At 57.6% G+C, this 13,044-nt stretch carries 14 protein-coding genes; 11 read left to right on the forward strand and 3 right to left on the reverse strand.

The annotated features are described in order from the left end of the window. Window positions 1–8: 8 nt before the first annotated feature. The 9 genes from VNL17_03930 (at window position 9) to VNL17_03970 (ending at window position 8,172) form a co-directional block, all read left to right on the forward strand. The gene (locus VNL17_03930) at window positions 9–653 is read left to right on the forward strand and encodes a MotA/TolQ/ExbB proton channel family protein (protein HXI83222.1); all 645 of its coding nucleotides are present in this window, start codon (window positions 9–11) and stop codon (window positions 651–653) included. Continuing rightward, window positions 650–1,075: a biopolymer transporter ExbD gene (locus VNL17_03935; GenBank protein ID HXI83223.1), complete on the forward strand. Its 426-nt coding sequence runs from the start codon at window positions 650–652 to the stop codon at window positions 1,073–1,075. Before VNL17_03930 ends, VNL17_03935 begins: the two co-directional genes overlap by 4 nt. Before the next feature lie 6 nt (window positions 1,076–1,081). Then, entirely contained in the window at window positions 1,082–1,891 is an 810-nt protein-coding gene (locus tag VNL17_03940; GenBank protein ID HXI83224.1) for a hypothetical protein, read from the forward strand. Between the two features lie 175 nt (window positions 1,892–2,066). Next, on the forward strand, window positions 2,067–3,230 hold the full coding sequence (locus VNL17_03945; GenBank protein ID HXI83225.1) for a GuaB3 family IMP dehydrogenase-related protein: 1,164 nt from the start codon (window positions 2,067–2,069) through the stop codon (window positions 3,228–3,230). Window positions 3,231–3,234: 4 nt separating this feature from the next. Next, window positions 3,235–4,824: a glutamine-hydrolyzing GMP synthase gene (guaA, locus tag VNL17_03950; GenBank protein HXI83226.1), complete on the forward strand. Its 1,590-nt coding sequence runs from the start codon at window positions 3,235–3,237 to the stop codon at window positions 4,822–4,824. A gap of 67 nt (window positions 4,825–4,891) precedes the next feature. Further along, window positions 4,892–6,157, forward strand: a complete 1,266-nt coding sequence (hisD, locus tag VNL17_03955) for a histidinol dehydrogenase (protein HXI83227.1) — start codon at window positions 4,892–4,894, stop codon at window positions 6,155–6,157. Next, window positions 6,154–7,224 carry a histidinol-phosphate transaminase gene (hisC, locus tag VNL17_03960; GenBank protein ID HXI83228.1) on the forward strand — a complete coding sequence of 357 codons (1,071 nt, stop codon included), beginning with the start codon at window positions 6,154–6,156 and terminating at the stop codon, window positions 7,222–7,224. Before hisD ends, hisC begins: the two co-directional genes overlap by 4 nt. Next, the gene (hisB, locus tag VNL17_03965; GenBank protein HXI83229.1) at window positions 7,163–7,822 is read left to right on the forward strand and encodes an imidazoleglycerol-phosphate dehydratase HisB; all 660 of its coding nucleotides are present in this window, start codon (window positions 7,163–7,165) and stop codon (window positions 7,820–7,822) included. The genes hisC and hisB overlap by 62 nt, the downstream gene beginning before the upstream one ends. Then, window positions 7,819–8,172 (forward strand): hypothetical protein, encoded by a 354-nt coding sequence (locus tag VNL17_03970; protein ID HXI83230.1) that lies wholly within the window; start codon window positions 7,819–7,821, stop codon window positions 8,170–8,172. The genes hisB and VNL17_03970 overlap by 4 nt, the downstream gene beginning before the upstream one ends. 10 nt (window positions 8,173–8,182) lie before the next feature. On the opposite strand, the gene VNL17_03975 is transcribed toward VNL17_03970, so the two are convergent. Then, the gene (locus VNL17_03975; GenBank protein HXI83231.1) at window positions 8,183–9,580 is read right to left on the reverse strand and encodes a DNA polymerase IV; all 1,398 of its coding nucleotides are present in this window, start codon (window positions 9,578–9,580) and stop codon (window positions 8,183–8,185) included. Between the two features lie 97 nt (window positions 9,581–9,677). Here VNL17_03975 and VNL17_03980 point away from each other — a divergent pair, with 97 nt between their 5' ends. Then, complete coding sequence (locus VNL17_03980; protein HXI83232.1) at window positions 9,678–10,205, forward strand: metal-dependent hydrolase; 528 nt, start codon at window positions 9,678–9,680, stop codon at window positions 10,203–10,205. A gap of 10 nt (window positions 10,206–10,215) precedes the next feature. Here the strand turns inward: VNL17_03980 and VNL17_03985 are convergent, their stop codons facing one another. Together VNL17_03985 and VNL17_03990 are read right to left on the reverse strand one after the other, a co-directional pair. Then, entirely contained in the window at window positions 10,216–10,728 is a 513-nt protein-coding gene (locus VNL17_03985; protein HXI83233.1) for a hypothetical protein, read from the reverse strand. Next, window positions 10,725–11,807, reverse strand: a complete 1,083-nt coding sequence (locus VNL17_03990; GenBank protein ID HXI83234.1) for an alanine--glyoxylate aminotransferase family protein — start codon at window positions 11,805–11,807, stop codon at window positions 10,725–10,727. Before VNL17_03990 ends, VNL17_03985 begins: the two co-directional genes overlap by 4 nt. 100 nt (window positions 11,808–11,907) lie before the next feature. Here VNL17_03990 and VNL17_03995 point away from each other — a divergent pair, with 100 nt between their 5' ends. Further along, window positions 11,908–13,044, forward strand: coding sequence for a Gfo/Idh/MocA family oxidoreductase (locus VNL17_03995; GenBank protein HXI83235.1), 1,137 nt, complete (start codon window positions 11,908–11,910; stop codon window positions 13,042–13,044).

The following is a 13,044-nucleotide window of genomic DNA, read 5'->3' on the forward strand; positions in this document are numbered from 1 at the left end:
GGCAGTATATGCTGACAGTCATGACAAAAGGCGGACCGTTGATGTGGTTCATTCTCATCAGCGCGATTCTGGCGATCGCGGTGTTTTTCGAACGGCTCTTCCATTATCATCGCGCGCAGATCCACACGAACGATTTTGTGAACGGCATCCTGAATTCTCTCAAGCGCGGAAATATCAGCGAAGCCATCGGCACTTGCAAGGAAACCGCCGGCCCCGTCGCCCAGGTCGTCATGGCCGCGGTGGTCAACCACGATCGGTCCCGCGAGGAGATTCGCGAAGCCGTTCAGGACACCGCCCGTACCGAGGTGACACGGCTGGAGCATAATTTGCCAATCCTGGTGACCCTCGCGCAAATCACGCCGTTGCTGGGTTTTCTCGGCACGGTGTGGGGGATGATCCAGGTGTTCAAGGTGATCGAGAATACTCAGGCGACGACGGCGGGACAATTGGCCGGGGGCGTGTGGCAGGCGTTGCTGACCACGGCAGGAGGGTTGGTGGTAGCGATTCCCAGCTATATCGCCTACAACTATCTGGTTAGCCGCGTTCAAAACCTGGTCCTCGACATGGAGCGGGCGGCCAATGAAACCGTGCAGTACCTGGCGCGGAAAGAGGACGGTGGCGAACAGTCGAGCAAAGTGGTGGCGCTGCGATGACGTTCCGGACCCATTGCCAGATTTCGAAAGGGTTGGTCGATGCCGCCCCGCTGGTGAATGTTGTGTTCCTGCTGCTCCTTTTCTTTGTCCTCAACTCCTCATTCGTTATGGTGCCGGGTGTCCCTGTCGACTTATCTCCGTCTGGAATGGGTTTGAGGGCCGTGTTCCCATCGCTCGTTGTCACCGCGGCACGCGATGACTTGCTGTTCTTCAACGATCAACCCATTACCATGGACAAGCTGGAACAGACGCTTCGGGATGCGATCCAGCAGGGTCGCGGTCATGATTTGATCATTAAGGCCGATCAGCAGGTTTCTCAAGGAACCGAGATGCAGATCATGGAGGCAGCAACTCGGGCCGGTATCACGACCGTGAACATGGCAGCCCGACCCGAGGCAGCAGCGGCGGGCACTTCAAACTGAGTTGCCATGCGGAGCACCCCCAAGCTGTCCTTTGCCCAAGGACAATTGCTCCTTTGGATCCTGGCCGGCTCCCTGGTGGCCTTCGGTGCGATGTTCGTGTTTTTTCGTGTTTCCGGCGTTTCGCTCGCCACGGCTCCGCGTGAATCGTCGCGTGTCCTGCTAATGCCCGCGGCGAAACAGAACCCATTTTCTTCCAGCGATCCGCGATACGTCATCGCCGACCTGTTCGATCCAAGCCTGATGACCCTGCCCAGCGCCCACGGGTTTTCCCGGGGGATGTGGCGCCAAAAGATAGAAGCCGCGCAGCGTAGTCTTGGCTGGAGTGAACAACCTGCTTTCCTTGCTGACAGGCCGATGGACGCACTGCGTTCCTTGTTGGAGCCGACCACGGTGGACACCGCCGTGCTCTCCGCTGCCGAGAAGACACCCGCGTTTTCGGAAGAGTCGAATGACAACGAACCGACCGAACCGCCCGTATCAATCAATCAATCCGTCCTCCGGGTCCTTAGCGCGCTGGAGGATCGTGGGGTCACCTACGCGCCGTCGTTGCCGACAGTCAACAGCCCCGGACCGGTTCGCCCAACACAGGTTCGTGTCGGGGTGGGAGCGAATGGGCTGGTCCTCTACGCTTTGCTGGACCGCTCATGTGGTGACGAAGCCGTGGACGGCCAGGCACTGGCGCTGGCGCGGCAGATCCGGTTCGAGGCGGAGCGTGACAGCAGCTCAACCTCACTGGCTTGGGGCGTCTTGCGGTTTTTGTGGGCCAGGCAGGAGGCTACGAGCACGAATACCGAGAGTTCCATAGCGCAACATTGAAGTGCCCGCGCCGCGGCCAGTTTTTTTTCCGGTCCTCCACATACTTGGGGGTTGTCTTGGCCCTCGCCGGTCAGTATGAATGTGGCGGCGAGTGGAGGCGGCTTCGAGCTTTATTGGCGCCATCCAACACAAGGACAATCTAGCGGTCGTTTGGAAATCACGGAGGTTTTCCACCATGGGCATGTGGATTGGTCGAAATCGTAAGGCCCGCGTCACATACGGATTCGATGACATTGCGCTGGTGCCAGGCGCTGTCACCATCAACCCCAACGAAGTCGACACGAGTTTTCAACTCGGTTCGCATAAGATCCACGTGCCAATTCTGGCGAGTGCGATGGACGGGGTTGTGGACGTGCGTTTTGCCGTCGAAATGGGCAAGCTCGGGGGAGTTGCCGTGCTCAACCTGGAAGGTGTGCAGACGCGCTACAAGAACCCCGACGAGGTTCTCGACAAGATCGTCAACGTCAGCAAGGAAGAAGCGACGCATCTCTTGCAGCGTATCTACACCGAACCGATTCAGGAAGAGCTCATTGCCGCCCGCGTGAAAGAAATCAAGGATGCCGGCGTACTGTGCGCCGTCAGCTCGATTCCGCAGCGCGCCGAGCGTTTCGGGGCCATCGCACAGGAGGCGGGGGCGGACATTTTCGTGGTGCAATCCACCGTCTCCACCGTGCGACATCTCTCCAGTGAGTACAAGACGCTCGACCTTGCGGCCTTCTGTAAGACGCTACTCATTCCCGTTGTCATTGGCAATTGCGTGACCTACAGCGTGACGCTGGAATTGATGCAATGCGGGATGGCGGGTGTTCTCATCGGCATCGGTCCTGGCTCGGCCTGCACGACGCGAGGTGTGCTCGGCCTCGGTGTGCCGCAGGTCACAGCGACCGTTGATTGTGCGGCGGCGCGCGATCAATACTTCAAACAGACGGGCCAATACGTGCCCATCATCACGGACGGTGGGATGAGCAAGGGCGGCGACATCTGCAAGGCGTTCGCCTGCGGCGCGGACGCCGTGATGATTGGCAGTGCTTTCGCGCGCACGAAGGAGGCGCCGGGGCGCGGATTTCATTGGGGAATGGCCACACCGCACGCCAATCTTCCTCGGGGGACGCGCATTCGAGTCGGCGTGACGGGCACACTGAAACAAATCCTCTTCGGCCCCGCGGAACTCGACGATGGTTCCCAAAATCTGGTGGGCGCGCTGGCGACCTGCATGGGGAACGTTGGCGCGCGCACCGTGCGCGAATTTCAGGAGACGGAAATCATCATCGCGCCCGCGATCAAGACCGAGGGCAAGGTCTTCCAGACCGTGCAGGGTGTTGGCATGGGCAGCAAGTAGCCCCATGTCCCGTCTCGCAAAACCTCAAAAGAAGAATACGAGGTCCCGGCTGGCGATCCCCGAAAACATTGTCATTCTCGATTTTGGGTCGCAGTACACGCAGGTGATTGCCAGGCGAATTCGCGAATGCCAGGTCTTCTCGCAGATCCTGCGCTTTGACACCCCGGCGGCGAAACTCCGGGCACTAAGACCGCGCGGACTCATCCTGAGCGGAGGTCCTGCCAGCGTCTATGGCGAGGCCGCGCCGCACTGCGACCCGGCGATTTGGAACCTAGGTGTTCCCGTGCTTGGCATCTGCTACGGGATGCAGTTGATGGCGCACCAACTCGGCGGACGCGTCGAGAAGGGCGACAAGCGTGAATACGGGCAGGCGGAGGTCGAGATCACAAGGGATTCGCCGTTGTTCGCGAAGATGGATCCCCGCCAAAAGGTTTGGATGAGTCACGGCGACAAACTGACGAAAGTGCCAGACGGTTTCCTGTCCGTCGCCCGTAGCCAGAATTCGCCGTATGCCGCCGTCGCCAATTCGCGACGCCGGCTTTTCGGCATACAGTTTCACCCCGAGGTCCACCACACGCCAAACGGGAAGCAGATCATTTCAAACTTCGTGCATGGTGTCTGCGGTTGTGCACGTAATTGGACCATGAAGTCGTTTATCGAGCACGCGATTGAGGAGATTCGCGAAGCGGTGGGCGCCGACCGGGTGATTCTCGGTCTGTCGGGTGGCGTGGACTCCAGCGTGGCGGCGGCACTCATTCACAAGGCCATCGGCGACCAGCTTACCTGTGTGTTCGTCAACAATGGTTTGTTGCGCAAGTCGGAGGCGGAAGGCGTGCAGCGGGTCTTCGGTAAGAACCTGCGCATGCGGCTGCAGTATGTGGACGCCACGGGGGTGTTTCTGCGCAAGCTGCGCGGCGTGACTGACCCCGAACGCAAACGCAAGATCATCGGTCGCGCCTTTGTGGAGGTGTTTCAGAAAGCCACGAAGAAAGCCGGGGCGTCGCGCTTTCTCGCGCAAGGCACGACATACCCTGACGTGATCGAGAGCATTTCCATCGCCGGCAATCCCGCTGCGATGATCAAGTCGCACCACAATGTGGGCGGCCTGCCGAAGAACATGAGATTTGAGCTGCTCGAACCACTACGCGCGCTCTTCAAGGACGAAGTGCGCGAGGTCGGCGCGCAACTCGGCCTGCCCCGCGAGATCGTCTGGCGGCAACCGTTTCCCGGCCCTGGCCTGGCTGTGCGCATTCTTGGGGCTGTGAGCCCGGAACGATTACGGATTCTGCGGGAAGCCGACTGGGTCGTCATCGATGAGGTGAAAAAAGCGGATCTATACTACAAGGTGTGGCAGACATTTGCGGTGTTGTTACCCGTAAAGACCGTCGGCGTGATGGGCGACGAGCGCACGTATGACAACGTCATCGCCATCCGTGCCGTGGAAAGTGTGGATGGCATGACCGCGGACTGGGTGCGTTTGCCGTATGATCTCTTGGCGCGGCTTTCCACGCGCATTATCAACGAAGTCAAAGGCGTCAACCGTGTCTGCCTCGATATCTCCAGCAAACCTCCCAGCACGATCGAGTGGGAGTAGGGTAACAGGTCGTACGTTGACGGTTTGCTTTTACGGCGGCGTTTAGTAACATGCCGCCGCAAATCGCATGAAAATCCTGCGTTACAATCAGCCTGATTTCGACCGCGCCGCCGTCGAGGCGTGTGCGGCATCGAGCCTCTTCGACCCCCAAATCGAAGAGCGCGTACGTGCCATCATCGACGATGTGCGCGCTCGCGGCGATGAGGCGCTGGTGGATTTGACAGAGCGCTTCGATCAGGTACGGCTGAAACCGTCCGAGTTTCGCATCGCAGGCAAATCTTCGAAACCCGGGCCCGAATTGGCGCGGGCGATTGCCGCTACGCACAAGAACGTTGCGGCCTTCGCCAAACGGTCGCTACGTAAGGGCTGGTCGATGCGTAATTCGCAGGGCGGACGCGTCGGGGAAAAGTTTGACGCACTGCGGCGCGTGGGCATTTATGTGCCGGGCGGTACAGCGCCACTGGTGTCGACTGTTTTGATGACTGCCACACTGGCGAAGGTGGCGGGCTGCCCGGAGATTGTGGTCTGTTCGCCTCCACCGATCAATCCCGGTTTGCTATATGCCGCCCACATTGCGGGTGCGACAGAGATTTATCAACTAGGCGGCGCGCAGGCCATCGCCGCGATGGCGCTGGGGACGCAGTCCATCAAACGTGTCGTCAAGATTTTCGGTCCGGGGAATGCCTACGTCACCGCCGCGAAGAAACTCCTCTTTGGACGCGTGGGGATCGATTTGCTTTCAGGGCCGAGTGAGTTGCTTGTTGTCGCGGATAACACCGCCGAACCCGCGTTCATTGCCGCCGACCTGCTTGCGCAAGCGGAGCACGGGAGTGGTTATGAACGTGTGTGGCTCGTGACGACATCCGAGAAGGTTCTGGAGGCGACGCGCGCGGAGATTGAGAAGCAGATCGGCGGACTGGAGCGAGGCGAGTTCGTACGGCGCGCACTTGAGAATGGCGGGGTTTGCGTATTGGTAAAGGATATGACGCAGGCCATCGCCATTACCAATCAGTTTGCGCCGGAGCACTGCGAGTTGATGGTGAAGAATGCTCCGAAGGTGTTGCGCGCTATCAAAACCGCCGGCGCCATCTTTCTCGGTCCGTGGACGCCAACGGTAGTGGGAGATTACCTGGCAGGGCCAAGCCACGAACTACCGACCGGTGGCGCTGGCGCAGCCTTTGCGGGATTGACAGTGGATCAGTTTCAACGGCGCACGAGTGTGATCGAATGTTCTCGCACGGCGCTGGCCAAATCCTTGCCGGCGCTGGAAGCATTCGGTGAAGTGGAAGGATTGGACGCACACGTCGCTTCGGCGCGGGTCAGGTTCCGATGAGCTACATCCGTCGGCAGGTTGAGCGGATGAGCGGGTATGTGCCTGGGGAACAGCCGAAGGTCGCAGGCCTCATCAAGCTTAATACGAATGAGAATCCGTATCCGCCATCGCCGAAAGTCCTGGAAACACTGCGCGGGGCGATTGATGGAAAGTTGCGGCTGTATCCCGACCCGACCTCCGCCGCATTGCGCGCGAAGCTCAGCAAGATTCACGGGTTTGACCCCGAGCAGATCATCATCGGCAACGGTTGCGACGACATTCTCGACCTTTGTGTGCGCGCCTTCTGTGGCGAATGCGAGAAGTTGGCGTACTTCTGGCCCAGTTATTCACTGTATCCGGTGCTCGCGAACATCCAGGGCGCGACGCAGGTCGAGTTGCCGCTCGATGAGAATTTTCAGATTCAGGTACACGCGCCATTATTGTCGAAGCTTGCGGGGGTAAAGCTCGTATTCATCACGCAACCGAACGCGCCCAGCGGCGTGTGGCTGCAGCGCGTGCAGTTGCAGCGGGTGATCGAGGAGACGAAGGGTGTCGTGGTAATCGATGAAGCCTATGTGGACTTCGCGTCGGAAAACTGTCTCGATCTCGTGAGTGAGTACGACAATGTGATCGTGGCGCGGACATTTTCGAAGGCGTTTTCGTTTGCCGGTATGCGCGTCGGTTGGGCGGTCGGTCCGCGCGAGTTAATCGCTGCGCTCAACAAAGTGAAGGACAGCTACAACGTGAGCCGCTTGAGCCAGCTTGGCGCGGAGGCGACACTGGAAGAGTGGGTTTACTTCCAGCAGAACGTGAAGAAGATTTGTACGACGCGGGAGCGGACAAGCGCTGCGCTCGCCAAACTCAGTTTCTTTGTTTATTCTTCACAAACGAACTTTGTATTCGCCAAGCCGCCACTGCCATTGACCGCAAAGCAGTGGTTTGACGGGCTGCGAGCGAAAAGGATTCTCGTGCGCTGGTGGGACATTGATCGCATCCGCGATTTTGCGCGAGTCACCATCGGCACGGATGAAGAAATGGACAAGTTTCTGGCAGCAACGAAGGAGGTCTGTGAAGAAGCGAAGCGCTAAGGTTGTACGCAATACGGCAGAGACGCGGATTTCGTTGACGCTCACGATTGACGGGAGCGGCAAGTCGAAGATTTCGACCGGCATTCCGTTCTTCGACCACATGTTCACGCTGCTGGCGAAACACTCGTTGTGTGATTTGACGGTTACCGCGAATGGCGACGTGGATGTGGACGCGCATCACACCGTCGAGGATATCGGCATTGCCCTTGGGCAGGCATTTGTGCAGGCACTCGGAGACAAACGCGGGATTCGACGCTACGGTTGGTCGTTGGTACCGATGGACGAGACACTGGCGCAGGCGCGCATCGCTCTGGATTTTAGTAATCGACCATTTCTCGTGTTTGAGGCGAAGAACTGGGGTCGCATCGCGAATGTGTCGCTCGGGCGGAGGAAAGAATTTCGCGTCGGTTTGGTGAAGGAATTCCTACAGGGTTTCGCCAACGAGGCGCGCTGCAACTTGCACGTCGATGTGTTGCGCGGCGACGAACCGCATCACGTTGTGGAAGCCATTTTCAAGGCACTGGCAAAGGCGCTCGATCTGGCCTGTCAGCGCGACCCGCGCGTCAAAGGCGTGCCGAGCACGAAGGGGAAACTATGACGGTTAGTCTTCAACACGAGCTTATCGTTTTACCGGAAAAGCTTCGTGGTGCAATTGATGAAGAGTTGCGAGCTTCAGGGATTGAAGTGGAAGATTATGACGATCCTAAGTTGCGAAGCCGTCGTCATCAAGGCGATTTTCTTTTGTTGTGTAAGCGTAATGATGCCGCGGTTGAGTTGTGGGGCGTTGGTAAAGACGAGGTGCCGCAGAGCTTGGGAAATCTCATGGGAGTTACATTTTGGGACCATGGGGGTTTTTTACGTCAGCTGCTCCATCGTCGTGCCGATTTGCAGCTTCAGCGCGATATTGCTGGCATCCTGTATCGCTTGAAAACATCCGCCGAGAATTAATATAGCACCGCTATAGAAATTTTTGTGTCCGGCTGGTGGAGCGGCCCCACGTGCGAGGTAATGGCAGCGGAGCAGCTCGCGTTACTTCCTCCAACGGTTTCCATTCGTCCTCGTAAGTCAGATCGTCAAGTACGCCCTCAGGGATGTTGTCTACTTTGATTTCCATCTCGCGTTGCGAGAGGAATGGGCACTTGGCTTTGTCTGCGACAAGATAGGGAGCCTCTTTTTCGAGTAGCAAGCGTGTACCCGTCTTCACGCAACGTCTGCCGTAAAGCGCCTCGACTTGTTCCAACGCATGGTGCAATTCACGACGCTTGTATTCCACATCGTGATTGAAGAGATTGGGCTCCAATTCCAACGGCTGCAGGTTCCAGAAGTTGATGCAGACCTGGCGAATCGGCTGTTCTTCGTGCGCGGTAAGTTCATGGAATAGGCGCTCCACCTGTGGATTGATGAGGCGCGGTTCGAATTGCGCGGTGGGAAATTTTACGGTGGCGCCCCGGCCTTCGTGGTCTTTGAAGCGCACGTATAAACCCATTTCACGGGCCTTGAGGTTCTCGCGAAAGAATGTGGTCATGACTTTCTCCGTCTGGTCGAGCAGAAACAGCAGGGCGGTTTCATAGTCCGGCTCGTCATAGGGCAAGGTCGTGGCGCTGCCGATGCAGGTGCGGGGTTTATTAGATAATGACAACCGTTCGCGGAACTGGCCGCTGGAGAGCAACCACAATTCGAGGCCAAGGAATCCGTAGCGTTTTTCCAACAATCCCAACGGTAGTGCGGCGATGTCGCCGAGTGTCCAGATCCCCAGCGCCCGCAGGGAGCGCGCCCGTCGGGTCGCGATGCCCATTAGTTTCTGGATGGGAATATCGCGGAGAAATTCGCGTTCCTCGTCCTCTCTTACTTCGTGGAAATTGTCGGGTTTACAACGTTCGGTCGCCAATTTGGCCAACCAGCGCGAGGAACCGAGTCCCATCGATACCGGGACGCCGACTTCCTCGAGCAATTCGCGCCGCATACGGATGATTAATTCTGCCGGGGTGCGACACCGAAACACGCTGGGCGAATCGGTGAAGTCCAGATATCCTTCGTCGATGGAGCTGGGCACGAGCAGGGGAGTGTAGTGACGCACCCGTCGAAAAATTTCCAGCGAAAGACGGCGATACTCATCGTACTGTGGAGGCACCAGTACACCGTCCGGGCATTTGTGCTTCGCTTCGAAACACGCCATGCCTGTTTTGATGCCATAGTCCTTGGCGAGATAGTTGGCCGCAATGACAATGCCATTGCCACGTCGCCCGCCACCAACGAATAAGGGCTTCTTCTTCAGCTTTGGATCAAGTGCTATCTCGCAAGAAGCGAAGAACGAATCGCCGTCAATATGAAGAATTCGTTGGTTTCGCAGCGGCATACCACACAAATGTGTGGTATTGGGCGGAAGCTGTCAAGCCAGCGATTCCCGCTTGGCTAATCTTGATTTCCGAACTACAACTCTCGCGACCAATCCCATGCAGATCCAAACGCATATTATGTCGGGCTGGTGTCTGGGAAATTATGCAAAACTTACGCCGCGCGAGCGGTTCTGTTGCATGCTGGCGGCGAGCTGGGCGGATCTAGATGGCTTGGGTGTTTTTGCGGGACAGGAGGCATATTGGGAATATCACCACAAGCTCTGTCACAATCTTCCGTTTGGACTGGTATTGTCGCTCGGCCTCATGTTGTTTTCCGGGCGGCGGTGGAGAGCATTTTTCGCTTACCTAGGGCTGTTTCATCTCCATCTCGTAATGGATTATTTTGGATCGGGTCCAGATTGGGGCTTCTATTATCTGTGGCCATTTTCAAATTGGTATGTGGAGAATCCACACGCGTGGGAATTTCAATCGTGGCAAAACTTCCTGGCCGCTTCTGGGTTCTTCGTGTGGGTGTTATGGATAGCGGTACGTGACGGTCGTACGCCGTTGGAAGTTATTATGCCATCTCTTGATCGCCAGTTGGTGCAGTGGTTGCGCCAACGGTTCGGCTGGCAGCCAAGTTAACCGCTTTCGTCTAATCTGACAGATTGCCGTGCATGGTCTGCGAATGCGGTTTGGCGCCGGCATTGTCCACCATCAGATGGAACGTGGTGCCGGCGTGGTAGGCGAAGCGATGGGAGAGAATGGACTCGATGCGTTCCGCCAATGGGCCGGTCAATTCTTCGACTTCGTCGGAACGGATGCGGACGGTGGGGTTGAGGCCGTGCTTGGGGGGAAGTTGATCGGCAAGCAGGTCGGCTTGCGCGAGGGTTGCGTCGCCGGACGTTTGGTCGGCATGATAACGGCGCACGTCAAAGTTAAGCGGGGTGTCGGATGGATAATTGGCGAAGGTCGCGGCACGCGCGCGCGTGCAATGTGGCGCGTCGTCGAACTGGACTAGGCAGTGGAGTGGGGTGGGAAGGTAAAGATCGGAGACAATCTTTGCGTCACCCCAAACGAATTGCTTGTTGCGCTCGGCTTCGATGTTGAAACGCTGCCGCATCAGGGATGCGACAGCGTCGAGCACGGCTTCCTTCGTGATCTTCACAATGACTTCAAGCAATCATCGAGCATGGCGTGCAACTGCCCGACAGTCTCGACGGTTTCATCGCCCATGTGCGCGAGGCGGAAGCTCTTGCCCTTGATCGGGCCGTAGCCGCCGTCGATAAGGACTTTGTATTTGTCCTTGAGCGCTTTCTGTAGCTTGGCGACGTCGATGTTCTTGTTGTTTTTGACGCAGGTTAACGTGACGGATTCGTAGCCGGCTTTCGGGAACAGCTCGAAGCCATTCGACTTGGCCCAGTCGCGCGTCTTCTGCGCCATCTTGAGGTGGCGCGCGTAGCGGTTTTCGAGCCCTTCCTTCTCGAACTGATCGAGCTTGAAGTTCAATCCGTAGATGTGCGAGATGCTTGGGGTTGATGGCGTCATGTTCTTGTCATGGTTCGCCTTGAATTCGAGGAAGTCAAAATAGTATCCGCGTCCAGGAATCGTTTCCGCCCGCTTCAACGCGCGGTCGCTTACGGCAAATACGACCAGTCCCGGCGGCATCGCCCACGCCTTCTGCACGCCGGCGAGGAGCACATCGATGCCCAGCGCATCGGTGTCAATCTTCAGGGCGGTCATCGAACTCACACAGTCCACGACGAACATCACGTCGGGGTATTTCTTCACGACCTGCGCGATCTCCGGGAGAGGGCTCATCACGCCGGTGGAGGTCTCGTTGTGCACGAGCGTAATGGCGTCGAACTGTCCGGTCTTCAGCTTCGCCTCGACCTGTTCCGGCAGGATCGGTTGACCCCATTCGACCTTGAGAGTTTCGGCTTGTTTGCCGCAGCGTTGACTCACATCGAGCCATTTATCGGAGAACGCGCCGCAGGAACAGTTCAGCACTTTCTTGGCGACGAGATTGCGAACCGACGCCTCCATCACGCCCCACGCGGACGACGTGGAAAGGAAGACGGGATTCTTCGTGTAGAGTACCCGCTGCAATTTCGGCTGGATGGCGGCGTACAGATCCTGAAACCCACTGCCCCGATGACCGATCATCGGCTGGCTCATTGCCTGGAAGGTCTCATCGCTAACCTCCACGGGGCCAGGGATAAACAACTTTACGTGCGACTTGGTCATGGGCATTTTCCTCTCTTTTCTCGTGACAAACGGGGCAAGCCAATGAGTATAATGTTTCGCAGCAAATCTCAACCCTTTATTGCGAGCGAGAGGCCAGCCAATGCCAAAGACCCTGAATGTCGGGATGATCGGCTACAAATTCATGGGCAGCGCCCATTCCAACGCGTGGCTGAAAGCGGATAAGTTCTTCGATCTCAAAGCGCATCCCGTCATGAAGGTGATCTGCGGGCGCGACCGCACCGGTGTGATGAATGCGTGCCGCCGCTGGGGCTGGAGCCAATTTGTGACCGATTGGCGCGAGGTCGTCGAGGATTCGACCATAGATATTGTCGACATCAACACCCCCAACGACACGCATGCGGAGATCGCCATTGCCGCCGCGAAAGCCGGCAAAGCGATCCTCTGTGAAAAACCTCTCGCGATGGATGTGAAGCAGGCCAAACAGATGGTTGACGCGGTGAAGAAAGCCGGAGTCGTCAACATGGTTTGCCACAACTACCGACGGATCCCCGCCATCGTTCTGGCAAAGAAGATGATTGCTGCGGGTGAGCTTGGCAGGATTTATCACTATCGCGCCCGCTACGCACAGGATTGGATCGTTGATCCGAATTTCCCCCTGGTCTGGCGGCTGCAGAGCAAGATCGCCGGGTCGGGCACACATGGTGACATCAATGCCCACATTATTGATCTCGGTCGCTACCTTGTCGGTGAGTTCGGCGAGGTGTGCGGCCAGATGGAAACCTTTATTAAGGAACGCCCGCTGCCGGGGGAGTCGAGCAAGAAGGGCAAGGTCACCGTCGATGACGCGGTCATGTTCATCGGGCGTTTTGAGAACGGCGCGCTGGCCAACCTCGAAGCCACACGATTCGCGCTCGGTCGCAAGAACGGCATCCAAATTGAAATCAACGGCAGCAAAGGCTCGCTCGTTTTCGATTTCGAGGACATGAACCGGTTGAAGTATTACAACGAGGCCGACCCGGACGACCGCCGCGGTTTTCGTGACATCCTGGTCACACAAGGCGGGGGAGTACATCCCTACGTTGGCAATTGGTGGCCGCCGGGACATATCATCGGCTACGAGCACACGTTCGTCCACACCATCGCCGATTTTATCAACGCGGTCGCAGACAAGCGTTCCGTTCAGCCGACTTTCGAGGACGGTCTCGCGGACCAAATCGTCCTTGATGCCGTCGAAAAATCCGCTAAGACGCGCAAGTGGGTTACCATCGGAAAGTGA

It is taken from the genome of Verrucomicrobiia bacterium (genome assembly GCA_035577545.1).
GTDB lineage: Bacteria > Verrucomicrobiota > Verrucomicrobiia > Palsa-1439 > Palsa-1439 > Palsa-1439.